The following is a 25,252-nucleotide window of genomic DNA, read 5'->3' as shown; positions in this document are numbered from 1 at the left end:
CATGGCTGTTACGGCTTCGTCCGGCGGCGCTGCGCAGGGGTCTGCAGCGCGAGGGACGGCCGCTACTCCGCCGCCACGTCCATTCCGGGAAACAACACTTCCATGTAGCCGAACTTGCTGAAGTCGGTGATGCGCGAGGGGTACAGCCGGCCGATCAGGTGATCGCACTCGTGCTGCACCACGCGGGCGTGGAAGCCCTCCGCGCGGCGGTCGATCGGCGCGCCGTGCGGATCGGTGCCCTGGTAGCGGATCAGGCTGTAGCGGTTCACCGCGCCGCGCAGTCCAGGCACGGAAAGACAGCCCTCCCAGCCCTCCTCCATGTCCTGCGACAGCGGGGTGATGACGGGGTTGAGCAGGATGGTCTGCGGCACTTCGGGCGCGTCGGGGTAACGCTCGGAATGCTCGAAGCCGAAGATCACCAGCTGCAGGTCCACGCCGATCTGCGGCGCGGCCAGGCCCACGCCATCGGCGGCGTGCATGGTGTCGAACATGTCGGCGATCAGCGCGTCCAGCTCGGCGCTCCCGATCATCCCGTCCGGCACCGGCGGCGCCACGCGCAGCAGGCGCGGGTCGCCCATCTTCAGGATTTCGCGGATCATCGTTGCCTCGCCCGGGCTGGCCGTGGTTTGCCGACTTTAGAGCAGCCTGCATGACGCTGGCGTGCCGGTGCGTGAATGCGCCATGGCATCGGGCGTCCCGAAATGCCGGGATACCCCAGGCAGGCCACGGGTGGCCCGCCGCGACGCACACGCACGCCAGACCGGCGGAAGCGGCCCGGACACGCACCGGACCCGCCGAACCGGAAAACCGCCAGCAAGGCGGTTTTCCGGATCTCCCATTCGACCAAAGGCTAAGCCGCCCGGCATTGACCCCCACCCCGCCCGGCGAGACCCTTGCATGGACTTCCCGGGAGAGACTCCATGCACAGCGCAACCGTGAAACCCAGCCCGGCGGCGAAGATCCTCTGGGTGGCGATCGCCATCGTCGGCGCCTGGTGCCTCGGCGTGGTGGCCTTGCGCCGCGGCGAGCCGATCAATGCCATCTGGCTGGTCGCCGCATCCTTGTGCGTGTTCGTGATCGGCTACCGTTTCTACGGCAAGTTCGTCGAACACAGCGTACTGCGCATGGATCCTTTGCGCGCGCCACCGTCGGTGTTGCGCAACGACGGCCTGGACTACGTGCCCACCGACAAGTGGGTGGTGTTCGGCCACCACTTCGCCGCCATCGCGGGCGCCGGCCCGCTGGTCGGCCCGGTGCTGGCGGCGCAGATGGGCTACCTGCCCGGCACGTTGTGGATCCTGTTCGGCGTGGTGTTCGCAGGCGCGGTGCAGGACTTCATGATATTGGGCCTCTCACTGCGCCGCGACGGCCGCTCGCTGGGTCACATGCTGCGTGAGGAACTGGGCCCGGCGCCGGGCATCGTGGCGATGTTCGGCGTGCTGGTGCTGATGATGATCGTGCTGGCGGTGCTGGCGCTGGTGGTGGTGAAGGCGCTCACGCACAGCCCCTGGGGCACGTTCACCGTGGCGATGACCATCCCGATCGCGCTGCTGATGGGCGCCTACCTGCGCTGGTTCCGCCCGGGCCGCATCCTCGAGGTGTCGATCATCGGCCTGGTGCTGTTGCTGCTGGCGATCTGGGTGGGCCGGTACGTGGCGGATTCGGCTGCGCTGGCGCCGGTGTTCGACCTCGACGCCAGGGCGCTGGCCTGGTGGCTGATCGGCTACGGCTTCGTCGCTTCGGTGCTGCCGGTGTGGCTGCTGCTGGCGCCGCGCGACTACCTTTCCACCTTCCTCAAGATCGGCACCATCGCGCTGCTGGCGCTGGCGATCTTCCTGGCCGCGCCGATGCTGCAGATGCCGGCGGTGACCAAGTTCATCGACGGCACCGGCCCGGTGTTCCAGGGCAACCTGTTCCCGTTCCTGTTCATCACCATCGCCTGCGGCGCGGTGTCGGGCTGGCATTCGATCATCGCCTCCGGCACCACGCCCAAGCTGCTGGCCAACGAGGGCCAGGCGCGCATGGTCGGCTACGGCGGCATGCTGTGTGAAGCGTTCGTGGCGATCATGGCGATGGTGGCGGCGTCGTCGCTGCATCCGGGCGTGTACTTCGCGATGAACGCACCCGGCGCGATCATCGGCACCACGGTGGAACACGCCGCGCAGACGATCAGCCAGTGGGGCTTCGTGCTGACCCCCGACGACCTGGTGCAGACCGCGAAGAACGTGGGCGAGCAGAGCATCCTCAGCCGCGCCGGCGGCGCGCCCACGCTGGCGGTGGGCATGGCCCAGCTACTGCACAACATCCTGCCGGGCGAAGGCATGATGGCGTTCTGGTACCACTACGCCATCCTGTTCGAGGCGCTGTTCATCCTCACCACGGTGGACGCCGGCACACGTGTCGGCCGCTTCATGATCCAGGAGATCGCCGGCCTCATCCACAAGCCGCTGCAGGCCACCGAGTCCTGGGCCGGCAACCTGCTGGCCACCGCGATCTGCGTGGCGCTGTGGGGCTACTTCCTCTACCAGGGTGCAGTCGACCCGCTGGGCGGCATCAACACGCTGTGGCCACTGTTCGGCATAGCCAACCAGATGCTGGCGGCGATCGCGCTGATGCTGGCCACGGTGGTGGTGGTGAAGCTCAAGCGTGAGCGCTACGTGTGGGTACCGGGCCTTCCCGCGGTCTGGCTGATCGTGTGCACGCTGGCGGCGGGCTGGGAGAAGCTGACGGGCCCGATCAGCTTCACCGCGGCCGCCGACAAGTACGCCGCGGCGCTGGCCAACGGCCAGTTGCTGGCGCCGGCCAAGACCACGGCGGCGATGCAGCAGATCATCACCAACAACCGCGTCGACATGGTGATGACCGGCATCTTCATGGCGCTGGTGGCAGTGATGGTGCTGTTCTGCCTGAACGCCCTGGTGAAGGCATGGAGGACCAACCATCCCACCGCCATCGAGGAACCCTACGTGGCGCTGGGAGACGTGGCCGCGCACTGACACCATGAACCTCAGTACGCAATGGCAGGCATTCCGGAAGCGGGCGGTGCAGACCGCCCGCCTCTGCTGCGGCGTGCCGGACTACGAGGCCTATGTGCAGCACCTGCGCGCGCACCACCCCGAACGCAAGGTGCCCAGCTACGCCGAGTTCTTCCGCGAGCGCCAGGAGGCCCGCTACAAGGGGGGCGGCGGGCGCTGCTGCTGATCCGCCTGCTCCGCCATGGCCGCGCGCTTCCCTCGCCTCCCCGCGGCCTGGGGATTTCTACGGCAGCCCCCATGTCTTTGCGCACTGGCCGTGCCCGCCGCGGCAGCAACAATGGCCCGACCGACCGCCAGAGCGCCCCATGTACGAGATCGAGGACACCGCAGCCGCCCAGGCCGACGCCCGCCCCATGCCGCGGGCATCGTCACACCGCGCCGGCCTGCGCGTGATCGCGACCTACGAGATCATCAAGACCGTGTGCCTGCTGCTGGTGGCCGTGGCAGCATTCCATCTCGACCGCGAACAGAACTTCGAGCACCTGGTGTCTTGGCTGCAGCATCTGTCGCTGTCCGACAGCAACGGCCTGCGCTGGCGGATGGTGTCGATGCTGCAGGACTTCGGCCCTAGCCGCTTCGTGGCGGTGGGCCTGGTGGCCCTGGGCTACGCCGTGCTGTTCGGCATCGAAGGCGTGGGCCTGCTGATGGGCAAGTACTGGGCGGAATGGTTCACCGTGATCGCCACCGCCTCGCTGATCCCGATCGAGCTGTACGAGACCTTGCACCGCTTCGGCTGGCTGAAGCTGGCCGCCCTGGCGGCCAACGTGGCGATCGTGGTGTACCTGGTGCGCGTGGCGCTGCAGACGCGCGAGATGCGCAAGGCGGCACGCCAGCAGACTCACTGAGCGCCGGTGCGTCGCACTGCTGCGGCTGTGGCTGTGCTTCTGGCGCGCACGACGCGCGCCTGCTTTCCGGACCCCTGGGCGGCGGTGCGGCGGGGACGACCAGGCCCCGCAGCGGGCGAGCCCACGGATGGGCTCGCCTTTTCGCGCCGGCAGGATGCCCGCTCGAAAAGCCCGGCCCCGCCTCACGGACTTGCCGGGCAGGACGCCCGGCAAGCGCCAACCGGGATGGCCTTTCTCTTTACGTCGGGCACCCTGCCCTCCGCCCTGCGGGCCGGCTTCGCCGTTCGCCGCCGCTCCTGCGGCGGCAGTGGTTACTTTCTCTTTGGCCACGCAAAGAGAAAGTAACTCGGGCGCCGGCAGGCGCATGAAACCGCTTTGTCGCTGGCGAAGGCGCACAAGCAAAAGCCCCTTACCCCTCTCCTCGCTCCCCAAAGCCGGCGCCCCCCCTGGTGCCTCTCCGCGTGCCGGCAAGCGGGCGAGGAGAACAAAACGTTTCTCCCGGAAGCGGAAGCCGAAGCGGCGGCAGCGGCAGCGGCAGCGGCAGCGGCAGCGGCAAAAGCGTCACACCTCGTGATGCCCCGCCTCCGCCGCCAACGCCGCCGATCGCCGCGGCGCCAGTTCCACCAGGTACATCGCCCCCAGCACCAGCGCGCCGCCGGCGAGCATGCGCCAGCCGAACACGTCGTTGCCGAACGCCACCGCGAACGCGGCGGCGAACACCGGTTCGGTGGTCATCACGATGGCGGCGCGGGTGGCCGGGAGGTGCCCCTGTGCCCAGGTCTGCATCGCCATCGCGCCGGCGCCGGCGATCAAGGCCATGTACAGCACGGCCAGCCATGCGGCGAGGTCCGGCGGCGCCACCGAGCCGCCGCGGGGCAGCGTGGCGACGAGGCAGACCAGCGCGATGGCGACCATCTGCACCGCCGAGAGGCCGAACGCCTCGCCACGGCGCGACCATTGGCCCAGCAGCACGATGTGCAACGCATACAGCAGCGCCGAGGCCAGCGTGAGCCACACGCCCGCGTCCACCGAGACGCCGTTGAGCGACAGCAGTGCCAGGCCGGCGGTGGCCAGTCCCACGGCGATCCACACCACGCCGGGCATGCGCTGGCGCAGCAGCAACGTCGCCAGGATCGGCGTGAACACCACATACATGCCGGTCGCGAAGCCGCTGACGCTTGGCGCGATCAGCTGCAGGCCGCGGGTCTGCAGCAGTTGCCCGATGCCGTAGATCGCACCCAGCACGAGACCGCGCGCGATGCCCGGGCGGCCCAGCCGCCAGACATGGCGCGGGAACAGCGCCAGCATCGCCAGTGCGGCAATGGCGAAGCGCACGGCGAGGAAGTCCGCCACCGGCATGCGCGCCACCACGTCCTTGATCATGAAGAACGTCGAGCCCCACACGGCGGTCATCGCCAGCAGGCCCAGGGTCGGCAGGGTGGTGGTGCGTCCGGTCATGGGGCGGGAAGCCGCTGAAGACGGGTGGGAAGAGAGAGGAGGGCCGCGACGCGGTGGAATGATTTCGCTTGCTCTATTCTCTCATTCCTCTTCACTCGTTCCTCATCCTGCGCAGCAACTGGCCCGGGATCTGCACCAGGAAATGCGTCCAGATGCCCAGCCACACCGTGGCGGCCACCAGCGGCCGGCGCGCCTCCGGATCGAACTTGCGGAACCAGCGCCACATGCCGCGGTGCTTGTGGCGGCTCACGAATACCGGGCGATGCCGGCTGGAGCCACCCTTGCCGTGCAGCACGCGCACGTCGCCGGCCAGCAGCACGCGCCAGCCGGCGTCACGCACTCGGCGGCACAGGTCCAGGTCCTCGCAGTGCAGGAAATAGCCTTCGTCGAAGCCGCCCAGCCGCTCGAACAAGTGGCGCGGCAGCAGCATCAGCGCGCCTGACACCGCCTCGGCCTCGACCAGGTGGTCGGGCATCGCGCCACCGATCTCGACGCGCTCGCCCTTGCCACCGAACAGGCTGGCCAGCGCGCGGTGCAGCAGGGGATCGCGCCGGTACGAGGCCGGGTCGGGCACGCCTTGCGCATCGCAGACCACGGCGCCGAGCAGGCCTACCTGCCGTTCGCGCTCGAACACGGCGAGCAGGCGGTCGAGGCTGGCCTGGTCCAGCAGGCAGTCGGGATTGAGCACCAGCAGGACCTGTCCCGTCGCCTGCGCCGCCGCGCGGTTGGCCGCGGGGCCAAAACCGAGGTTGACGTGGTTCTGCATCAAGTGGAAGCGCGGCTCGTGTTCGTAGGCGCGCGCCAGCGCCTGCGGCACGCCGTCGGTCGAGGCGTTGTCGATCAGCAGCAGCTCCAGCGGCGTGGTGCAGCCCAGCACCCGGCGCACGCAGTCGCGCAAGCCTTGGCCGCTGTCGGCGGATACCACGATCACGCTGAGCGGCAGCGGGGAAGAGGCAAAAAATGAGTTCACAGGAGAAGTATGCGGCAGATGGCGTGAGGCAGGTGCATGGAAAGCGGATCGACGCGGCTCAGTCGTCGTCGTGCCCCAGCACGTGGGCGATGGAAAGTGGCGGCTGCTCCTCGTCGCGACTCAGCCAGGGTTGCCCCTCGTGCCAACCGGCCAGTTGCCAGCCGCGCAGGCGGTGGCGGCGATCGTGGCGGCGGTCCAGCAACAGCACGCCGCGATACTGCGCCACGGGCAGCACCAGCCAGCGCCCATCGGCTTCGAAATCGCAACAGGATTCCACGCCATACAGCCTTCTTCCGTCGGCCAGCAAGACGGCCTCGTCCCGCCAGCGCAGCTCGCCGCCCAGCGGATCGGCGACGCCCTCTTCCAGCGCGCGCCACCGCGGCGGCCGCAGCTCGATGATCGCGGCGGCGGGACCGATCGGCGCCAGCGCCAGCTCGGGCCAGTCGTCCGCAGAAGAAGACGAGGCCTCGCGTCGCCTGGCGCGATCCGGCCGGTCCCGGTCCAGCCAGTTCTCCAGCAGCATCAGCAGCGAGAAACCGGCCAGCGCGGTGAGCAGGGTCAGCAGCCACGCCAGCGCATCGGCACGGAACGCGCGCAGGATCGCCAGCAGCAGGCCCGGCAGGCCCCAGCGCAGCGCGCACCGCAGGAGCGGCTCCTGCGCCTGCAGCGGCCCGTTGCGCCAGAGCAGCGCCGGCGCGCAGGCCAGCAGCAGCGGCAGGTCCAGCCACCAGGGCAACACCGCGAGCAACAGCAACCAGGCAAGCGCCGGCAGCCAGGTCAGCCACCGGCGCCGCGGCGCAAGCGGGCTCAGCCGCACCACACCCGCGCGTTGCGGAACATGCGCAGCCAGGGCGAATCCTCGCCCCAGGCCTCCGGCGCCCAGCTCATCTGCACGCTGCGGAACACGCGTTCCGGATGCGGCATCAGGATGGTCACGCGACCGTCGGCGGCGGTGAAGCCGGTGAGGCCGCCGGGCGAGCCGTTCGGATTGAGCGGGAAATGCTCGGTGGGCTTGCCGCGGTTGTCCACGAAGCGCAGCGCCGCCTGCGCCTTGGAGGGGCTGCAGCTGCCCGGGAAATGCACGCGGCCCTCGCCGTGCGCCACCGCCACCGGGATGCGCGAACCGGCCATGCCCTTGAAGAACAGGCTGGGCGAATCGAGCACTTCCAGCGTGGCCACGCGCGCCTCGTACTGCTCGGAAGCGTTGCGCAGGAACTTCGGCCAGTGCTGCGCGCCGGGGATGATGTCCTTCAGCTGGCTCATCATCTGGCAGCCGTTGCACACGCCCAGCGCGAACTTCGAGGGATCCGCGAAGAACGCGGTGAACTCGGCGCGCAGGTAGTCGTTGTACAGGATCGACGTGGCCCAGCCGCGGCCGGCGCCCAGCACGTCGCCGTAGGAGAAGCCGCCGCAGGCGGCGAAGCCGCGGAAGTCGGCGAGCCTGACGCGGCCGCTGGCCAGGTCGGACATGTGCACGTCCACCGCCTCGAAGCCGGCGCGCGCGAACGCAGCGGCCATCTCCACCTGGCCGTTGACGCCCTGCTCGCGCAGGATCGCCACGCGCGGCCTCGCGCCGCCGGCGATGGCCGCGTGGACCAGCGGCGCGGCGATGTCCTCGGCCGGGTCGAACGTGAGCTTGGGCGACAGGCCGGGATCGGCGTCGTCCAGGCGCCACGCCAGCTCGGCATCGGCGCTAGCCGGATTGTCGCGCAGCTGCTGCATCGCATGGCTGGTCTCGTTCCAGGCGCGATACAACGTGCTCCAGTTCCACTTGAACACGGCCTCGCCGCCGGAATACAGCTTGATTCCCAGCTTTTCCTTGGGCCGGCCGATGCGGTAGCTCATGCCGGCGAGGTCGTGCTTCACCAGCAGCGCCTCGAAGGCCTCGCGGTTCGCCGCCGCCACCTGCACCACCGCACCCAGTTCCTCGTTGAACAGCGCGCGCAACGTGGCCTCGCCCCAGCCGTCCAGATGGATCTCCAGGCCGCAATGGCCGGCGAAGGCCATCTCCAGCAGGGTGACGATGACGCCGCCGTCGGAACGGTCGTGATAGGCCAGCAGGAGGCCGTTGCGGTTCGCCTCCTGCACCAGTTCGAACAGTGCCTTGAGGCGCCTGGCGTCGTCGAGGTCCGGCGGGACGCCGCCGCCGCGGTTGAACACCTGGGTCAGCGCGGACGCACCGAGGCGGTCGCGGCCGGCGCCGAGGTCGAGCAGCCACAGGTCGGTGTTGCCGCGGTCGAGCCTGAGCTGCGGCGTGAGCGTGCGGCGCGCGTCGTCCACGCGGGCGAAGCCGGTGACCACCAGCGACACCGGGGCCACCGTGCGCTGCGGGGTCTCGCCGTCCTTCCACACGGTCTGCATGGAGAGCGAGTCCTTGCCGACCGGGATGGAAATGTCGAGCTCGGGGCACAGCTGCATGCCCACCGCCTTCACTGCGTCGAACAATGCGGCGTCCTCGCCGGGGTGGTTCACCGCCGCCATCCAGTTCGCCGACAGGCGGATCGCACCGAGGTTCTCGATCGGCGCGGCAGCGAGGTTGGTGATCGCCTCGCCTACCGCCAGCCGCGCGGCATCGGCGCTGGAGAGCAACGCGACCGGGGCGCGCTCGGCCATCGCCATCGCCTCGCCGCGGTAGCCGTCGAAATCGGCCAGGGTCACCGCACAGTCGGCCACCGGCACCTGCCACGGGCCGACCATCGGGTCGCGGTGGTTGAGGCCGCCCACGGTGCGGTCGCCGATGTGGATCAGGAAACTCTTGCTGCCCACCGTGGGCAGGCGCAGCACGCGCAGCAGCGCCTCGTCCATGCCGATGCCGGTGAGGTCGGGCACCAGGTCCACGCGCGGCTTGATGCGCTTCGCATCGCGATGCATGCGCGGCGGCTTGCCGAACAGCACGTCCATCGGCAGGTCGATCACCACGAGGTCGCGGCGCGGATCGGTGACGCGCAGCACGCGCTCGGCGGTGGCGGTGCCGACCACGGCGCAGGGACAGCGCTCGCGCGTGCAGTACGCCTCGAACTCGGGCAGGTTCTCCTGCGCGACGGCGAGCACGTAGCGTTCCTGCGACTCGTTGCTCCACACCTGCATCGGTGACAGCGAGGGATCGTCGCAGGGCACCTTGGAGAGGTCGATCTCGCCGCCCACGCCGGCGTCGTTGAGGATTTCCGGGATCGCGTTGGAGAGGCCGCCCGCGCCGACGTCGTGGATGCTGACGATCGGGTTGTGCCCGCCACGCGCCCAGCAGGCGTCGATCACCTGCTGGCAGCGGCGCTCCATCTCGGCGTTGTCGCGCTGCACCGAGGCGAAGTCCAGCTCGGCGCTGGAGGCACCCGAAGCCACCGACGATGCGGCACCGCCGCCCAGGCCGATCAACATCGCCGGGCCGCCCAGCACGATCACCGCATGGCCGGGCTGCACGGCGCGCTTCTGCACGTGGTCGCGGCGGATGTTGGCGAGACCGCCGGCCAGCATGATCGGCTTGTCGTAGCCGCGGCGCAGCCCGACCTCGCCGGTCTCGTGCTCGTAGCTGCGGAAATAGCCGCCCAGGCATGGACGACCGAATTCGTTGTTGAACGCGGCGGCGCCCAGCGGGCCGTCGCGCATGATCTCGAACGCGCTGGCCATGCGCGGGGGCAGCGGGCGCTCCACCTCCCACGGCTGCGGATGGCCGGGGATGCGCAGGTCGGACACCGAGAAACCGGTGAGCCCCGCCTTGGGTTTGGCGCCGCGTCCGGTGGCGCCCTCATCGCGGATCTCGCCGCCGGCGCCGGTGGCCGCACCCGGCCAGGGCGCGATCGCGGTGGGATGGTTGTGCGTCTCCACCTTGATCGCGTAGTCGATCTGTTCCTCGTGCTTGCGCCATACGCCGTTCGCATCGGCGAATAAGCGCTTGCCGGTGCCGCCCTCGATCACTGCCGCATTGTCGTGGTAGGCGGACAGCGTGTGGGCGGGCGATCGCTGGTGGGTATGCTTGATCATCGCGAACAGGCTCTTGTCCTGCTCCTCGCCGTCCACCGTCCAGCTCGCGTTGAACACCTTGTGGCGGCAGTGCTCGGAGTTCGCCTGCGCGAACATGAAGAGTTCGGCATCGGTGGGGTCGCGGCCCAGCTCGGCGTAGCGTTCGGCGAGGTAGTCGATCTCGTCGGTCGCCAGCGCCAGGCCCAGTTCCGCATTGGCCTTGGCCAGCGCGGCACGGGCGTCGCCGCCCAGCGCGACATGCACCAGGTCGCCCGGCTGGCCCGCGAGGAACAGGCCCTGCGCCTCGTCCAGCGAAGCCAGCACCGATTGCGTCATCGCATCGTGCAGCAGGGCCAGCACCGCGGCGTGCGCGGGCGAGTCAGCCGCGGGCATGCCGGCGAGCAGCCAGGCCGTGCCGCGCTCCACCCGGCGCAGGTCGAAGCCGGCGCCGTGCAGGATGTCGGTGGCCTTGCTAGACCACGGCGAGATCGTGCCCAGCCGCGGCACCACCCACAGCGTGGCGGACTGGGGCGCGGCGTCCTTCGCTTCCAGCACTTCCAGCAGGCGCTGGCGCAGCGTACCTTCCGGCGCGGCGGCGGCATCAAGGAAATAGACGAACCAGGCGGCCTGCACGCGGCTGCCGCGATGCAGGGCGTCGAGGCGGGCGTTGAGGCGTTCGAGGCGGAAGGCCGAAAGGGCGTTCTGCCCGTCGAGTGCGATCATGCGGGGAACGGCGCCAAGCAATGGGAACGCCCATTCTAGCCGATGCACCCGGCCGATGCTGCGGTACGGCATGGCCGCTGCCGGCTGCACAGGCGCAGGCTCTTGCGACGCCGCCTCCCTGCCCGGCCGCCCGGGCTCAGCCTTCCTTCTGCAACTCCCGCAGCAACTGGGCCGGCGTGAGGTAGCCCCCCACCATGCGACCGTCGGGGGTGAAGATCGCCGGGGTACCGCTGACGCCCAGCTTCTCGCCAAGCTGGAACTGGGCACGCACCGGATTGGAGCAGGTGGCGGCCTTGGGCTCGTGTCCCGCGAACGCCTCGGTGAGCGCCGCCTTGCGATCGGCGGCGCACCAGGCCGAAACCATGGTCTTGTAGGTCGCCGTGGGATGACCCAGCGGGTTGCTCACGCCTTCGCGCGGCCACGCCAGGTAGTCCACCGCGATGCCTTCCTTGTTGAGTTCGGCGATGTGCTCGTGCAGCACCTTGCAGTATGGGCAGGTGACGTCGGTGAACACGGTGACCCGGTACTTCGGCTTCGCCGGCGCGTATTCGATGCGTGCGGCAGCCGGCACCTTGGCCAGCTCGGCCTTGCGGTAGGCCGCCCAGGCGGCGTCGTTGAGGCTCTTCTTCGCGGCCAGGTCGACCAGATCGCCGTTCAGCAGGTACTTGCCGTCGGTGCTCACGTAGACCAGCTGGCCCGAGGCGATCACCTGGTAGAAGCCCGGCAGCGGCGCGCGGTTCACCACGGCCACCTGCACGCCCGGCGCCAGCCTCGCCAGCGACTGCTGCACCAGTTGCAGCGCGGTGGCATCGACGCCGTTGCCCAGCACCGGGCCAGGTGCCGGCGCGTCGGTCGCCGGGACAGCCGTGGCGGCATTGTCGGCCGCGCATGCGGTCAGGGCGATTCCGCTGACGCACACCGCCAGCAACAGCTTCTTCAACATCTCGCACCTCGATGGCCCGGGGATAGGCCGGCCTGCGATTCTCGCACAGCCGCCGGGGGCGGTTATGAATCCGGAGAGCCTGCTCTCTCAGCCGCGCGGGTGATGCTGCGCGTGCAGGCGCTTGAGCCCTTCCTTGGCCACCAGGGTATAGATCTGCGTGGTACTGAGCGCGCTGTGGCCTAGCAGCATCTGCAGCGCGCGCAGGTCGGCGCCGTGGTTCAGCAGGTGGGTGGCGAAGGAATGCCTGAGCACGTGCGGGGAGATGCGCTTGGCCTGGATGCCGACGGTGAGCGCGTACCGCTTCACCAGGGTCCAGAACATCTGCCGCGTCATGCCTTCGCCGCGCTTGCTGAGGAACAGCGCCGCCGGCTGGCGCCCTTTGGCCAGCACGGGACGCGCCGCGGCGAGATAGCTTTCGATCCAGCCCTGCGCCACCTCGCCCACCGGCACCAGCCGGTCCTTGCCGCCCTTGCCGGTGACGCGCAGCACGCCCTGGCGCGGGTTGAGCGCGGCTAGCGGCAGCTCCACCAGCTCGGACACGCGCAAGCCCGAGGCGTACATCAGTTCCAGCATCGCGCGGTCGCGCAGCCCCAGCGTGCCATCGGTGTCGGGCGCGGCGAGCAGCGCCTCGATCTCGCGCTCCGCCAGTGCCTTGGGCAGGCTGCGCGGCATGCGCGGACGCTCGATCAGCAAGGTGGGATCCTCGAAGCCCGCCTGCTCGCGCGCACGGTACGCGTAGTAGCGGCGGAACGCCGATTGCCGTCGCGCCATCGAGCGTACCGCGGCACGCTGCGCGCCGTGGTAGGCGGAGATATCCTCGCGCCGCGCGTCGCCCAGCGTGCGCCCACGCCCAGCCAGCCAGCGCGCGAGCGCTTCCAGGTCCTGGCGATAGGCTTCCAGGGTGCGCTCGGCGAGACCGTCCTCGGACCACACGCGCTCAAGGAAGGCGTCGATACTCGCGGCATCCGCTTCGGCGATACTGGGCAGGCTTTCTTCCTTCATGCGCACGATGCTGGGCATTGCGCGCGACGAGCGCAAGGCACCAATGAGCACCGAACCCGCACCCTGCCCGTTGTGGCGACGCCTGGTCGCCCTGGTCTACGACCTCCTGATCGTCGTGGCGATCGTGATGGTGGTGGGGCTGGTTTGTCAGCTCGTCACAGGCGGCAAGCTGATCGAAACCGGCACGCACGCCGTGGTCCCGCTCTGGTACCAGCTGCTGCAAGGCGCGGTGGTGGCGGCCTACTTCGTCGCCTCGTGGCGGCGCGGCGGCCAGACCCTGGGCATGCGGCCGTGGCGGATCCGGGTGAGCCGCGACGACGGCGGCACGATCAGCCGGCAACAGGCTGTGATCCGCGTGCTGGTCGCGGCCGCACCGCTCCTGCTGCTGGCGCTGGAGCCCGCGATCGGCCTGCGCGCCACGTTGTGGACCGTGCTCGGCGTCTGGGCACTGTGGTTCGCCATGGCGCTGTTCGATCCCCGCCGCCGCACCTTGCACGACGTCGCCGCGGATACCGAGTTGCGGCGGATCGACTGAGCGTCAGCGCACCTTCCAGTCGGCGACCGCCCAGGTGGTGGGACCGCCGGCCTCGGCGTAGCTGGCCGGCGCCAGCCGCGCGATGCGCCCCGCCGGTCCGGTGGCCGAGGTGGCGGAACCGCGCGGCCAGCGTTCCAGCAGCGACAGCAGGCCGCCAAGCGCACCCAGGCAGGCCCGCTTGGCATGGCGCTTGGCTGCCGGCAGGCCGCTGGCACCGGAGCACAGCTCGTCGACGAATCCGCCCCAGTTCGAAGCGTCGAGCACGTTCTGGCAGATCGAGATCGACGGCGACAGCGCCCGCGCGCCGTGCCACCAGCGCGAGGGCACGAACACCATGTCGCCCGGATGCAGCACGGCGTGGTACTGGGTGGCGCGCTCGTAAAGCGGAAAGCGGCCGAGGTCGACCCGGCGCACGTCGGGGATCGTCGACTGGTTCGGCATGTCCGGCCTCGGGTACAGGAAGGCGGCGTCTTCCGGCGGATACAGGATGAACTCCTTGTCGCCGTGGATCTCGGTGATCGTGGCGTGCGCGTTTTCCAGGTCGTAGTGCAGGAACGGGAAGCGGCCGCCGATGCCGCCGATCAGCAACTTCAGGTAGCCGTCCGGGCGGCGCCACTGCCGGGGCATCAGGGGGCTGGCCAGCCTTCGCGGGAACGCATACGGATTCAACGGTTCCAGGTCTGGCAGCAGCTCCGGCATGTGCGGGCCGATGAACAGGCGATACATGTAGGGGCCGGGCGCGTCCTCGCGGGAGGCCAGCACCGCGTCGATGAAGTGGGCGAACGTCATCTGCTCGCTGGGGCTGACCTGGATGCGCTTCGCGCCGAAACGTTCGCGGAAATATTCCGGTGTCCACCGCTGCCGCGCCGGGCAGTCCTGCAGGGCGTTCTCGACCACCACCGGACGATTGCGCGCGATGTAGTCGCGCACGAAGGCCGGATAAGGCAGCTCCGCGGCGCTCCGACGTTCCAGCGCCACCCGGCGTCGCGCCCCGATTTCCGGACATGCCCGTGCATCGATGCCCACTGCGCCCATGACGATTCGCCCCCTGTGCGAAGCAGCCGCGGGCCACCTGCCGGTGCGCCACGCAACGAAATCCCGACGCCGGAGCGCGACGCTACGCGCGCCGACGGACGGCGTCAACGCGGTCGTGCCCCAGGTGCCGCGCCAGGCGGGCATCGCCGGCGTATGGCGAGTGACGATGCCTGGCGGCCTAGCCCAAGCCATTGATCGCCCTGGCGATCGCGCTTGCGGCGTTGCAACACAAGAAACGGCGAAGGGCGCTAAGATGACTTGTTCTTCGCCAACGCCGGTCGTCCCCAATGCTCTATCAGATCCACGAGTGGCAACGCGCCTTCCTCGGTCCGCTCAGCCACTTCGCCGACGCCGGCGCGCAGATGCTCAACGATGCCAACAATCCGTTCGCCTCCTGGCCGGGCACCCAACGGCTGGCCGCCGGCTACGAGCTGGTCCATCGTCTCGGCAAGGAGTACGAAAAGCCGGCCTTCGGCATCCACCAGGTCGAGGCGCACGGCCACGAGATCGCGGTGATCGAACGCGTGGCGCTGGACACGCCGTTCTGCCAGCTGAAGCGCTTCAAGCGCTTCAGCGACGATCCGTCCACCATCGAGACGATGAAGACCGACCCGGTGGTGCTGGTGGTGGCGCCGCTGTCCGGCCACCACGCCACGCTGCTGCGCGACACCGTGCGCACGCTGCTGCGCGAGCACAAGGTCTACGTCACCGACTGGGTGGATGCGCGCATGGTGCCGGCCGACGCCGGCCCGTTCGGGCTGGACGACTACGTCGCGCTGATCGAGCGGTTCATCCGCCACATCGGCGCCGACAACCTGCACGTGATCTCGGTCTGTCAGCCCACCGTGCCGGTGCTGGCCGCGGTGTCGCTGCTGGCGGCGCGCGGCGAGACCACGCCGCGCAGCCTCACCATGATGGGCGGCCCGATCGACCCGCGACGCAGCCCCACCAGCGTCAACAACCTCGCCACCACCCAGCCGCTGGCCTGGTTCAAGGGCAACGTGATCCACACCGTGCCGCCGAACTACCCCGGCCGCGGCCGCGAGGTGTATCCAGGCTTCCTGCAGCACGCCGGCTTCATCGCGATGAACCCGGGCCGCCACCTGCAGTCGCACTGGGACTTCTACCAGAACCTGCTGCGCGGCGACCTCGACGACGCCGAATCGCACCGCCGGTTCTACGACGAGTACAACGCCGTGCTCGACCTGCCGGCAGAGTTCTACCTCGACACCATCGCCACCGTGTTCCAGCAGTTCCTGCTGCCGCGCGGGCTGTGGGAAGTGAACGGCGAGCGGGTGACCCCGTCGTCGATCAGGACCAGCGCCCTGCTCACCGTGGAAGGCGAACTGGACGACATCTCGGGGCTCGGCCAGACCCAGGCCGCGCACGACCTGTGCAGCAGCATTCCGGCCACGCGCCGTGCGCACAAGGTGATCGACGGCGCCGGCCATTACGGCATCTTCAGCGGCCGGCGCTGGCGCGAGGTCGTCTACCCGCAGGTGCGGGAGTTCATCCGGCGGTTTGATCGCGCGGAGGGGTGATCGGCGCTGGCGCGCGCCTTGGCCATCGCCTGGGTTGAAGCAGTTTCATGTGCATGCAGCAAGGAACAAGGCGGTTTCGTGCCGCTTCCGCGGCCCGAGCTACTTTCTCTTTGCGTGCTCAAAGAGAAAGTAGCCAAAGAGAAAGAGCACCCCGGTTGGCGCTTGCCGTCCATCCATGGACGGCAAGTGCGTGAGGCGGTGCCGGGCTTTTCGAGCGGGCTCCTGCCCGCGCGAAAAGGCGAGTCCATCCCTGGTCTCGCCCGCTGCGCGGCCTTCTCGTCCCCGCCTCACCGCCGCCCAGGGGCCCCGGAAAAGCGGGCGCGCGTCGTGCGCGCCAGAAACCAAAGCGCGGCAGTCCTGCAGCTCCTCGCTTCGCTTTGCTATGGCGGTGGCTTCTGCGCGCCGGGAGCGCGCTGCTCTACCCGGGGCCCCTATGGCGCGGCGGGTGGGGGGCGGAAAGTCCGCAGGATGGCTCGCAGGGATGCGAGCCAGTTTTTCGCCGGGACAGGAGTCCCGTCGAAAAACCCCGCCACCCACCCGCGCACCCGGAAGGCAGGATGCCTGGAGGGCGCGCCATCGGGGTGCCCCTCTCTTTGGTTACTTTCTCTCGGGCAAGCGAGAGAAAGTGACTCGGGCGCCGATGGGCGCACGAAACTGCTTCTTCATCTGCAAAATGGCCAAGCGGCCAAGAGCCCAAATCCCCCTACATCCCCCACAACGCCCGGTCCAGGTCCGCATCCAGCCCGAACGCCGACAGTGCCACGCGGCCGTTCTTCACCTCCACGCCCTCGGCGCGCAGCCGCCGTACCTGTTCGCGGAAGCCGCGGCTGCCCCTGGGCAGGGCGATCTCGCCGGAGGAACGCAGCACGCGGAACCAGGGCAGTTCCATGCCATCGGGCACTTCGCCCAGCAGCCTGCCGACCAGCCTTGCGCGCCCAGGCAGGCCGGCGCGGGCGGCGATGGCGCCGTAGCTGGCCACGCGACCGGGCGGGATCGCGGCGATGGCGGCGTAGACGCGGGCGTGGCTGTCCAGCATGGTGATGACCTTGCGCGAAGATAACGAGGCCTTGACCCCGGCTTGCGGCGGACGTGTCAGAGTAGCAGGGCCGTCGGCCAGTATCGGGGGGCGTTCCATGCACCACTTCGAAGCCGTGCGTTCCCACGTGGGCAGCCTGCACGGGCTGCGCCAGAACGATCCCTACCTGATCAGCTTCGACCTCAGCCTGCCGCATGGCCGCCACCAGGGCATCTACCTCGCCGAGCTGGAGGACGAAGCGGGGCGCCGCTACCTGCGCATCTCCACCCCGATCGGCCCGCTCGCGGGCTCCGATCCGCAGCGCTGCCTGCGCTTCAACTGGGAACAGCGCTGCGGCTTCCTCGCCGTCACCGACCTGGACGGCGCGCCCTTCCTGCAGCTGTGCGAAAACCGCCCCTATGAGCTGCTCGACGAAGGCGAGTTGCAGCGCGTGATCGTGGAACTGGGCCGGCTGGGCGACCAGCTCGAACAACTGGTCGCCAGCGGCAGCGACGCATTCTAGGCGCCGAGGTTCAGCCCCACAGGCGGGCGATCTCCACGAAGCCCCACGCGATCAGCGCTGTAACCGGCAAGGTGAGGATCCACGCCCACACCATGCGCTCCACCACCGTCCACTTGATGGCGTTGGAGCGCTTGGCCGAGCCCACGCCCATGATCGCCGAGGACACCACGTGGGTGGTGGAAACCGGCAGGCCGAACGCCGAGGCGGTCAGGATCACGATGGCCGAGCTGCCTTCGGCGGCGAAGCCGTTGATCGGGTGCAGCTTCACCATCCTGTGGCCCAGCGTCTTGATGATGCGCCAGCCGCCGCCGGCGGTGCCGCCCGCCATGGTCAGCGCACACACCACCGCCACCCAGGCCGGCACCGCGAAGCCGCTGGCGGCGGACTCATGGATGCGCAGGAAATGCAGCCACGCCGGCAGGTGTTCGAACTGCCCCGCCGCGGTGGCACTGGCCAGCGCCAGCGCGATGATGCCCATGCTCTTCTGCGCGTCGTTCATGCCGTGCGCCAGGCCCATCGCGCTCGCCGAAACGATCTGCGCCTTGCCGAAGAACGCGTTCACGAACGGGGTGCGGCCGAGCAGGCGCAGCCAGCCGCTGCGGCGCGAGAACCACGCCAGCAGCGCATACAGCCCTCCCATCAGCAGGAAGCCGATGACCAGGCCCATGATCGGCGAACCCACCATCGGCACGACCACCTTGGGGATCACGCCCTTGCCCTGCCACCAGTGCGCGCCACCCTGGGCCCAGACCACCGCGTTGAAACGCCCACCGGCGGAGGCGATCGCTGCGCCCACCAGGGCGCCGACCAGGGCATGACTGGAACTGGACGGCATGCCGCGCCACCAGGTGATGAGGTTCCACACGATCGCGGCCAGCAGCGCGCAGATCAGCAGCTGCGGGCCGGCCTCGACCACGCCGGTGTTGACGATGCCGGCGGCGATGGTGGCCGCCACCGCGGTGCCCCACAGCGCGCCGATCAGGTTGGTCACTGCGGCCAGCAGCACCGCCTGACCTGGCGTGAGCACCTTGGTGGCCACCACGGTGGCGATCGAGTTGGCGGTGTCGTGGAAACCGTTGATGTAGGTGAAGACGAGCGCGATCGCCACCACCACCACGACCAGTCCGAGGCTCATGCAGGCAACCTCAGGAGTTTTTCAGCACGATCGAATAGACGATGTTGCCGACGTCGCGGCACTTGTCGATCGCCTTTTCGATCAGCTCGAACAAGTCCTTCGCCAGCATCGCCTTCATCGCGTCGTTGCCCTCGACATAGAGCGTGCGGTACGGCGCCAGCAGCATGCGGTCGCCTTCCGACTCCAGCGTCTGCAGGCGATCCTGCAGTTTCTGCACCGGGTCGATGCGCAGGCCGCGGCGCAGCTCGCCGATCATCTCGGCGACCACCGCGGTGGAACGCTCCAGCACCAGCGCGCGGTGGCCGAAATCCACGCCATCCAGGCGGGCAGAGACGATGTCGTAGCGCTCGGCGAACTTCTCCACCGATTTGGGAATCTTGTACAGCGCCGAGTTCAGCGCCTCGATGTCCTCACGGTCCAGCGCGGTGACGAAGGTGTTCACCAGCTCCCCACTGATCTGCGCGGCCAGCGCCTTCGCACGCGCACGGGCGGCGGCGAAGGCGGCCATCACCGGCGCGTGATCGGCCTGGGTGACCAGCGCGTGCAGCGCCTTGGCGCTCTCCCGCGCCGCCTCGGCGCTTTGTTCCAGCCATCCGTAGAACTTGTCGCCTTTGCCGAAGATCGTCTGCAGTGAAAACATGCCGGCCATGCCTGAGGGTCGAAGGCGGCAATGTTACAGTACCGTTACAACGCATCGCAGCAGGGCGAACGCTGGCGCAACGCCGCACCCCCCGGCGACACCTGCACCCGCCCTCACGGACAGCCTCTTGCGCCACGACCGCCGCCGTCCATCGGCCTCCGCATGGAGCGCCACGCGGCGCTGCCGCTACACTCCGGCCCATGCGTCCCTCTCCGCGATCCCCGCGATGCTGACCGAAATCGCGCTCGTCCTCCTCCTCGCCCTGTGCAACGGCTTTTTCGCGCTGTCCGAGATGGCCCTGGTCGCCTCGCGCAAGAGCCGCCTCAAGCAGATGGCACGCGGCAGCCGGCGCGCCGCGGTGGCGCTGCGGCACGCCGAGAAGCCGGAATACTTCCTCTCCACCGTGCAGGTCGGCATCACCTTGCTGATGCTGGTCACCGGCGCGGTGGCCGGCGACGCCGTGGGCACCCACATCGCCGCCCTGCTGCACGGTGGCCGCGCCGCGTGGCTGGAACCCTACGCGCGGGTGCTCGGCGTGGTGCTGGGCTTCGTGCTGATCTCCTTCATCCAGATCGTGGTGGGCGAACTGGTGCCCAAGCGCCTCGCGCTGTCGGCGCCGGAAAAGCTCTCCAGCATCGTGGCGATCCCGATGCTGCTGCTGTCGCGCGCCACCGCCCCGTTCGTATGGTTGCTCAACGCCGCCAGCAGCCTGCTGCTGCGCCTGATCGGCGTGCGCAGCCGCGGCCATGCCGCCGCCACCGAGGAGGAGATCCGCCTGCTGGTGGCCGAAAGTGCCGAACAGGGCGTGCTGGACGCCGACGAGCACAACATGGTCAACCGCGTGCTGCGACTGGGCGACCGCAGCGTGGACAGCGTGATGACGCCGCGCGTGCGCATCGCCTGGCTGGACATGGCCGCGCCGCGCGAGGAGAACGTGCAGGTGCTGCGGCAGACGCCGTACTCGCGCTATCCGGTCTACCGCGGCGACGAGAGCGAGGTGGTCGGCGTGGTCGAGGTGAAGCGCCTGCTGCAGGCCTTCGCCGACGGCCGCCCGCAACTGTTCGACCATCTTGCGAAACCGCTCTACGTACCCGCCACCGCGCGCGCGCTGGATCTGCTGGAAGAATTCCGCGACGCGGAAACCCCGCTGGCCCTGGTGGTGGACGAATACGGCGACATCGAGGGGCTGGTCACCGTCAACGACCTGCTCGCCGCCGTGGTCGGCGCCAGCCAGCTCGGCCACGGCGATGCCGACACGGACGCGCCCATCGTGCAGCGCGCCGACGGCAGCTGGCTGGTGGACGGCAGCCTGGCCAACGACGACCTGCGCGAACTGCTGCACGTCGACCGCCTGCCCGGCGAGCACGAACACGACTTCCGCACCGCGGCCGGCATGGTGATGGCCGCGCTGGGCCACATCCCGCAGACCGGCGAGGTGTTCGCCTGGCAGGGCATCCGCTTCGAGGTGATCGACCTGGACGGCGCGCGCATCGACAAGCTGCTGGTCAGCCGCGCGCCGCAGCCCGAGAACGCGGACGAGGCGGAGGGGTAGTGCCGACGCGTAAAGCCAAAGCAAAAGCGTGGATTGATGTCTGGAAAGGGCTCCCTGCCCTTTCCAGACTCGCCCGGTCCGGCCTTGGCCGGATCGGGCTCCGTCAATCAGGCTCAGCCTGATTGACGTGCGATCCCTCCGTGGATCGCGTCGATGCTGGCGCGGACCGCGCCAGCATCGCCATGCGCTGCGCGTCGGCAAGGATGCCGTGCAGCACGCGCAGCTCCCGCTGGTCGGGCTGGGCGCGCTGGAACAGCTTGCGCAGCCTTAGCATGATCGTGGTGGGCTCGCGGCCCTTGTGGAAGTCGATGTCGTCCAGCGTCTGCGCGAGGTGCGTGTAGAAGCGCTCCATCTGCGCCGCATCGGCCGGCGGCTCGTCATGTTCCGGCGGCGGCGCGGGCAGCTCGTCGCCCAGCAGCGCCAGGCGCATTTCATAGGCCATCACCTGCACCGCCTGCGACAGGTTCAGCGAACTGAAATCGTCCACGCTTGGGATGCGCACCATCGCATGGCACAGCCCCAGCTCCTCGTTCTCCAGCCCGGTGCGCTCGTTGCCGAACACCAGCGCCACCTGCCCGCCGCGTGCAGCCGCGGCCAGCGCCTGCAGGGCGCCTTCGCGCGGCGTCAGCTCGGGCAGGTTCACCCCGCGCCGACGCGCCGACAGGCCGATCGCATAGGTGCAGCCGGCGAGACCATCCACCAGCCCCGCGTGTACGCCCGCGCCTTCCAGCACGTCGTCCGCACCCGCCGCCAGTGCGTTCGCCTCGCGGTCAGGAAACTGGTGCGGTGCCACCAGTTCCATCCGCGTGAAGCCCATCGTGCGGATCGCCCGCGCCGCACTGCCGATGTTGCCCGGATGCGAGGTGCGCACGAGCACGAAACGGAAAAGGGTGGCCAGTTCGGGGGGATTCATGGGCGGAGCCGACAGCGCAAAGACCGCCTAGGATAACGGCAACGCCCGGCGGGCATGAGCCGCCTTCTGCTAGAATCGCCGGCCGCAACCCCGCTCTTTTGCCAAGCCGAAGCCATGACCCGACCCGCCATCACCATCGCGGTGCGCGCCGCGCGCGCCGCCGGCAACGTCATCCTGCGCTACATGAACCGCATCGACGGACTCACCGTCGTCGAGAAGCAGCGCATGGACTTTGCCTCCGAGGTCGACAAGCTGGCCGAGGCCGAGATCGTCAAGGAGTTGCGCCGCGCCTACCCCGACCACGGCATCCTCGCCGAAGAGGGTGGCGCGATCGGCAAGAAGAACCCGCTCACCTGGGTGATCGACCCGCTGGACGGTACCCACAACTACCTGCGCGGCATCCCGCACTTCTCCGTCTCCATCGCCTTGCTGGACAAGGGCGTGCCGGTCTACGGGGTGGTGTTCGATCCGCTGCGCGGCGAGCTGTTCACCGCCAGCAAGGGCGACGGCGCCTATCTGGACAAGGGCACCGGCCCCAGCCGCATCCGCGTCGGCAAGCGCGAGAACCTCGGCGGCGCGATGATCGCCACCGGCTTCCCCTTCCGCCAGCGCGCGCACCTGGACACCCAGCTCGCGATGACCCGCGCGTTGCTCGGCCAGGCCGAGGACATCCGCCGCTCCGGCTCCGCCGCGCTCGACCTCGCCTACACCGCCGCCGGCCGCTACGACGGCTACTTCGAGATCGGGCTGAAACCCTGGGACATGGCCGCCGGCGCGCTGCTGGTGCACGAGGCGGGTGGCCGCTACGGCGACTTCGCCGGCCGCGACGGCATCCCCGAAAGCGGCAACATCATCGCCGGCAACCTCAACGTCGCCAAGGCGATGACCGATGCGATCGGTGCGCAGGCCACGCCGGAGCTGCTGAAGGCCTGAGCCAGCCGGTGGCGCGACACTAGCGTGCCGCCACCCTGTCTCCTCGCGACACCGCCAGGGCGGCACCCGAATACGCCGGATCGTGCGTGACCTCGGCATATGCAAAAGCCGGCGGCCGGTAATCGGCCGCTTCGGTCTCCGTGGCGAATTCGATCTCGAAGATCGCCAGCGCCGATACGCCGCCGTAGATGTCCAGGGCACCGCCGGCGATGGTGTAGCGGCGTTTGCGCACACGCTGGCCCTGCAGGCAGGAGAGCACCAAGTACTCCGCCTCGGTCATGTACAGGTTGGTGATCGCCTGCGAGCCCCCCGTACCGCCGTATTTCTTGCAGAACTTGAAGACGATTCCGCCTGCAGGGTCCTCCATCCGGCGCAGCCGCAGACGTGTGCCGTCGAGGTAGGTGTCTTCGATGACGCGACAAGGCAGGCCGTCGAGCGCGCCCGCCGCAGGCAGATCGACCAGCCAACGGCGCTCGATCTCGACCCGCGCGTATTTGGGCGTGCTGCGGTTCATCGGCAGCCCGGACGCGGACGACGAACAGCCTCAGCGACGGAGCGGCTCATGGCGCGGACGATCCCATCTCGCGCAACATGCCGCGCAGGAACGGGATCGTCACCCGCCGCTGCGCCGCCAATGAAGCCTGATCCAGCCGGTCGAGCAGGTCCAGCAGCGCGCCGAGATCGCGGGTGTGCCGGGCGAACAGCCAGTCCAGCACGCCCTCGTCCAGCTCGATGCCGCGCAGGCCGGCCTGGGCCTTGAGCACCTCGCGGCGTTCGGCATCGTCCAGCGGCTTCAGCGCGAACTGGGTACAGGCGCCGAGGCGTGAGCGCAGGTCGGGCAGGCCGAGTCCGAGCTGCGCGGGCACGGCTTCGGCGGCGAACAGCAGCGCCGCACCTTCGGCCTTCGCCCGGTTGTAGAGGTCGAACAGCGCATGCTCGGCCTCGCGTTCGCCGGCGATGGCGCCAAGGTCGTCCAGCGCCAGCAGCGCGGCGCCGGCGACGCCACGGATCGCGGCGGCACGGTCGGCGATGCGCGCCAGGGGCAGGTACTGCACGGAACGACCGGCTTCCCCGGCGGCCTGGCAGGCGGCCATCAGCAGGTGGCTCTTGCCGCTGCCTGCAGGGCCGTGAAGGTACAGCCACGGCGCCCCGGGTTCGCGCGCAAGCTGTTCGGCGGCCGCCAGCGCGGCGGCGTTGGCGCCGGCATGGAAATGTTCAAAGCGCTGACGGCGCGGCCAGCGCAGCGCGAGCGGCAGTTGCGGGATCATGGCTGGGCGGGCGGCTCGTGCGACGGTGGCTCGATCACCGTGGTGGTTTCCACCGTGCCGGAAGCCGTGCTCACCGCGACGTCCACCTCGTGAATGGCGGGGTCGGCCTCGCCCTCCTCCGTGTACAGCTCACTCTGGCGGTAGCGCTCCATCAGGTAGCGCAGCAGCACCATCACCACCGAGGCGGCAGGCAACGCCAGCAGCACGCCGATGAAGCCGAACAGCTCGCCGCCGGCCAGCACGGCGAAGATCACTGCCACCGGGTGCAGGCCGATCTTCTCGCCCACCAGCTTGGGCACCAGCACGTAGCCTTCCAGCAGCTGGCCCACCACGAACACGGCGCAGACGACCAGCACGTGCTTCCAATCGCCGTACTGCACCAGGGCGGCGATGATCGCGGCGCCGAAGCCCGTGATGAAGCCGAGGTAGGGCACGAAGCTGAGCAGGCCCGCGACCATGCCGATCAGCGCGCCCACCGACAGCCCGGCGACCAGCGACAACGTGCCGCCGTAATACACGCCCAGCGCCAGCATCACCAGCAGCTGGCCGCGCACGAACGCGCCGAGCACGGCGTCGGACTCGCGCGCGAGGTGGGCGATGGTGGGCTGGATCGAGCGCGGCAGCAGGCGGTCGATCGCCGCCACCAGCCGGTCCCAGTCGCGCAGCAGGTAGAACGCCACCACCGGGATCAGCACCAGGTTGGTGAGCCACAGCACGAGGCCGAGGCCGGAACGCGAGACCTTGCCCAGCACCTGGCCGGCGATGCCGCCCACCGAGCCGATGTGCTCCTTGATCGCCGCGATCAGCTGGTCGCTGTCGAACGTGCGCGGATCGAGGTGCAGCTTCGCCTGCATCCACGGCCACGCGGTGTGCTCGGCCCAGTCCACGTAGCGCGGCACGTTCTGGATCAGGTTCTCGATCTGGCGCGAGATCAACGGGATCAGCAACAGCAGGGCGCCACCCAGCGCCAGCAGCAGCACCAGGAACACGATGCTCACCGCCAGGGTGCGGCCCAGCCCCAGGCGCTCCAGCCGGTCCGCCAGCGGATCGCCGAGGTAGGCCAGCATCGCCGCCACCACGAACGGCATCAGCATGGGCGACAGCCGCCACAGCAGGAAGCCGACGACCGCGAGGATCGCCAGCATCTGCCAGCGGCGCTGGTTCTCGTGGGTCAGCATGCCGTTATTTCCACCATGTCCATACCGGGATGTGCGGTCTTTCGCCAGGGA

General features: G+C 69.4%; 23 protein-coding genes. 8 read left to right on the top strand and 15 right to left on the bottom strand.

Features of this window, described 5'->3' with window-relative positions:
• Nucleotides 1–62 precede the first annotated feature (62 nt).
• Nucleotides 63–599 carry a peptide deformylase gene (gene def / locus AC2EWF_RS14625; RefSeq protein WP_483640112.1) on the bottom strand — a complete coding sequence of 179 codons (537 nt, stop codon included), beginning with the start codon at nucleotides 597–599 and terminating at the stop codon, nucleotides 63–65.
• 321 nt (nucleotides 600–920) lie between these two features.
• Here def and AC2EWF_RS14620 point away from each other — a divergent pair, with 321 nt between their 5' ends.
• The 3 genes from AC2EWF_RS14620 (at nucleotide 921) to AC2EWF_RS14610 (ending at nucleotide 3,880) form a co-directional block, all read left to right on the top strand.
• Nucleotides 921–2,996: a carbon starvation CstA family protein gene (locus tag AC2EWF_RS14620; RefSeq protein WP_483640111.1), complete on the top strand. Its 2,076-nt coding sequence runs from the start codon at nucleotides 921–923 to the stop codon at nucleotides 2,994–2,996.
• A 4-nt stretch (nucleotides 2,997–3,000) separates the two neighbouring features.
• Nucleotides 3,001–3,201, top strand: coding sequence for a YbdD/YjiX family protein (locus AC2EWF_RS14615; protein WP_483640110.1), 201 nt, complete (start codon nucleotides 3,001–3,003; stop codon nucleotides 3,199–3,201).
• A gap of 139 nt (nucleotides 3,202–3,340) precedes the next feature.
• Nucleotides 3,341–3,880 carry a DUF2127 domain-containing protein gene (locus tag AC2EWF_RS14610; RefSeq protein ID WP_483640109.1) on the top strand — a complete coding sequence of 180 codons (540 nt, stop codon included), beginning with the start codon at nucleotides 3,341–3,343 and terminating at the stop codon, nucleotides 3,878–3,880.
• A gap of 561 nt (nucleotides 3,881–4,441) precedes the next feature.
• Here AC2EWF_RS14610 and AC2EWF_RS14605 read toward each other — a convergent pair.
• The 6 genes from AC2EWF_RS14605 to xerD form a co-directional block, all read right to left on the bottom strand.
• Nucleotides 4,442–5,338 (bottom strand): DMT family transporter, encoded by an 897-nt coding sequence (locus tag AC2EWF_RS14605; protein WP_483640108.1) that lies wholly within the window; start codon nucleotides 5,336–5,338, stop codon nucleotides 4,442–4,444.
• A 91-nt stretch (nucleotides 5,339–5,429) separates the two neighbouring features.
• Nucleotides 5,430–6,308: a glycosyltransferase gene (locus AC2EWF_RS14600; RefSeq protein ID WP_483640107.1), complete on the bottom strand. Its 879-nt coding sequence runs from the start codon at nucleotides 6,306–6,308 to the stop codon at nucleotides 5,430–5,432.
• A gap of 58 nt (nucleotides 6,309–6,366) precedes the next feature.
• Nucleotides 6,367–7,125 (bottom strand): hypothetical protein, encoded by a 759-nt coding sequence (locus tag AC2EWF_RS14595; protein ID WP_483640106.1) that lies wholly within the window; start codon nucleotides 7,123–7,125, stop codon nucleotides 6,367–6,369.
• Complete coding sequence (purL, locus tag AC2EWF_RS14590) at nucleotides 7,116–10,988, bottom strand: phosphoribosylformylglycinamidine synthase (RefSeq protein WP_483640105.1); 3,873 nt, start codon at nucleotides 10,986–10,988, stop codon at nucleotides 7,116–7,118. The genes AC2EWF_RS14595 and purL overlap by 10 nt, the downstream gene beginning before the upstream one ends.
• A 136-nt stretch (nucleotides 10,989–11,124) precedes the next feature.
• Nucleotides 11,125–11,931, bottom strand: a complete 807-nt coding sequence (locus tag AC2EWF_RS14585; protein ID WP_483640104.1) for a DsbC family protein — start codon at nucleotides 11,929–11,931, stop codon at nucleotides 11,125–11,127.
• 87 nt (nucleotides 11,932–12,018) lie between these two features.
• Nucleotides 12,019–12,933 carry a site-specific tyrosine recombinase XerD gene (xerD, locus tag AC2EWF_RS14580; protein ID WP_483640103.1) on the bottom strand — a complete coding sequence of 305 codons (915 nt, stop codon included), beginning with the start codon at nucleotides 12,931–12,933 and terminating at the stop codon, nucleotides 12,019–12,021.
• 7 nt (nucleotides 12,934–12,940) lie between these two features.
• On the opposite strand from xerD, the gene AC2EWF_RS14575 reads away from it, so the two are divergent.
• Complete coding sequence (locus AC2EWF_RS14575) at nucleotides 12,941–13,468, top strand: RDD family protein (protein WP_483640446.1); 528 nt, start codon at nucleotides 12,941–12,943, stop codon at nucleotides 13,466–13,468.
• Nucleotides 13,469–13,471: 3 nt separating this feature from the next.
• On the opposite strand, the gene AC2EWF_RS14570 is transcribed toward AC2EWF_RS14575, so the two are convergent.
• Nucleotides 13,472–14,503, bottom strand: a complete 1,032-nt coding sequence (locus tag AC2EWF_RS14570; protein WP_483640102.1) for a cupin-like domain-containing protein — start codon at nucleotides 14,501–14,503, stop codon at nucleotides 13,472–13,474.
• A 287-nt stretch (nucleotides 14,504–14,790) separates the two neighbouring features.
• Here AC2EWF_RS14570 and AC2EWF_RS14565 point away from each other — a divergent pair, with 287 nt between their 5' ends.
• Nucleotides 14,791–16,044 carry a polyhydroxyalkanoate depolymerase gene (locus AC2EWF_RS14565; protein ID WP_483640101.1) on the top strand — a complete coding sequence of 418 codons (1,254 nt, stop codon included), beginning with the start codon at nucleotides 14,791–14,793 and terminating at the stop codon, nucleotides 16,042–16,044.
• Nucleotides 16,045–16,747: 703 nt separating this feature from the next.
• On the opposite strand, the gene AC2EWF_RS14560 is transcribed toward AC2EWF_RS14565, so the two are convergent.
• Complete coding sequence (locus AC2EWF_RS14560) at nucleotides 16,748–17,080, bottom strand: MGMT family protein (RefSeq protein ID WP_483640445.1); 333 nt, start codon at nucleotides 17,078–17,080, stop codon at nucleotides 16,748–16,750.
• A 97-nt stretch (nucleotides 17,081–17,177) separates the two neighbouring features.
• On the opposite strand from AC2EWF_RS14560, the gene AC2EWF_RS14555 reads away from it, so the two are divergent.
• A complete protein-coding gene (locus tag AC2EWF_RS14555) occupies nucleotides 17,178–17,582 on the top strand; it encodes a hypothetical protein (protein ID WP_483640100.1) in 405 nt (134 codons plus the stop codon).
• Between the two features lie 10 nt (nucleotides 17,583–17,592).
• Here the strand turns inward: AC2EWF_RS14555 and AC2EWF_RS14550 are convergent, their stop codons facing one another.
• Together AC2EWF_RS14550 and AC2EWF_RS14545 are read right to left on the bottom strand one after the other, a co-directional pair.
• On the bottom strand, nucleotides 17,593–18,717 hold the full coding sequence (locus tag AC2EWF_RS14550; RefSeq protein ID WP_483640099.1) for an anion permease: 1,125 nt from the start codon (nucleotides 18,715–18,717) through the stop codon (nucleotides 17,593–17,595).
• A gap of 10 nt (nucleotides 18,718–18,727) precedes the next feature.
• Nucleotides 18,728–19,357: a DUF47 domain-containing protein gene (locus tag AC2EWF_RS14545; protein WP_483640098.1), complete on the bottom strand. Its 630-nt coding sequence runs from the start codon at nucleotides 19,355–19,357 to the stop codon at nucleotides 18,728–18,730.
• Between the two features lie 226 nt (nucleotides 19,358–19,583).
• On the opposite strand from AC2EWF_RS14545, the gene AC2EWF_RS14540 reads away from it, so the two are divergent.
• The gene (locus AC2EWF_RS14540) at nucleotides 19,584–20,909 is read left to right on the top strand and encodes a hemolysin family protein (protein WP_483640097.1); all 1,326 of its coding nucleotides are present in this window, start codon (nucleotides 19,584–19,586) and stop codon (nucleotides 20,907–20,909) included.
• A 103-nt stretch (nucleotides 20,910–21,012) separates the two neighbouring features.
• Here AC2EWF_RS14540 and AC2EWF_RS14535 read toward each other — a convergent pair whose 3' ends face one another.
• The gene (locus AC2EWF_RS14535) at nucleotides 21,013–21,822 is read right to left on the bottom strand and encodes an RNA methyltransferase (protein ID WP_483640096.1); all 810 of its coding nucleotides are present in this window, start codon (nucleotides 21,820–21,822) and stop codon (nucleotides 21,013–21,015) included.
• A gap of 114 nt (nucleotides 21,823–21,936) precedes the next feature.
• Between AC2EWF_RS14535 and AC2EWF_RS14530 the strand changes: the two genes are divergently transcribed.
• A complete protein-coding gene (locus tag AC2EWF_RS14530) occupies nucleotides 21,937–22,755 on the top strand; it encodes an inositol monophosphatase family protein (RefSeq protein WP_483640095.1) in 819 nt (272 codons plus the stop codon).
• 19 nt (nucleotides 22,756–22,774) lie between these two features.
• Here AC2EWF_RS14530 and AC2EWF_RS14525 read toward each other — a convergent pair whose 3' ends face one another.
• From AC2EWF_RS14525 to AC2EWF_RS14515, 3 genes are read right to left on the bottom strand one after another with little or no spacing between them, the layout of a single operon-like run.
• Nucleotides 22,775–23,269 carry a CYTH domain-containing protein gene (locus tag AC2EWF_RS14525; RefSeq protein ID WP_483640094.1) on the bottom strand — a complete coding sequence of 165 codons (495 nt, stop codon included), beginning with the start codon at nucleotides 23,267–23,269 and terminating at the stop codon, nucleotides 22,775–22,777.
• 46 nt (nucleotides 23,270–23,315) lie between these two features.
• A complete protein-coding gene (gene hda, locus AC2EWF_RS14520; RefSeq protein WP_483640093.1) occupies nucleotides 23,316–24,023 on the bottom strand; it encodes a DnaA regulatory inactivator Hda in 708 nt (235 codons plus the stop codon).
• The gene (locus AC2EWF_RS14515; protein ID WP_483640092.1) at nucleotides 24,020–25,201 is read right to left on the bottom strand and encodes an AI-2E family transporter; all 1,182 of its coding nucleotides are present in this window, start codon (nucleotides 25,199–25,201) and stop codon (nucleotides 24,020–24,022) included. The genes hda and AC2EWF_RS14515 overlap by 4 nt, the downstream gene beginning before the upstream one ends.
• Nucleotides 25,202–25,252 lie beyond the last annotated feature (51 nt).

This window comes from Rhodanobacter sp. sgz306013, from assembly GCF_057031145.1.
The sequence above is the reverse complement of the archived record's forward strand: the minus strand, read 5'-3'. Positions and strand labels throughout refer to the sequence as shown.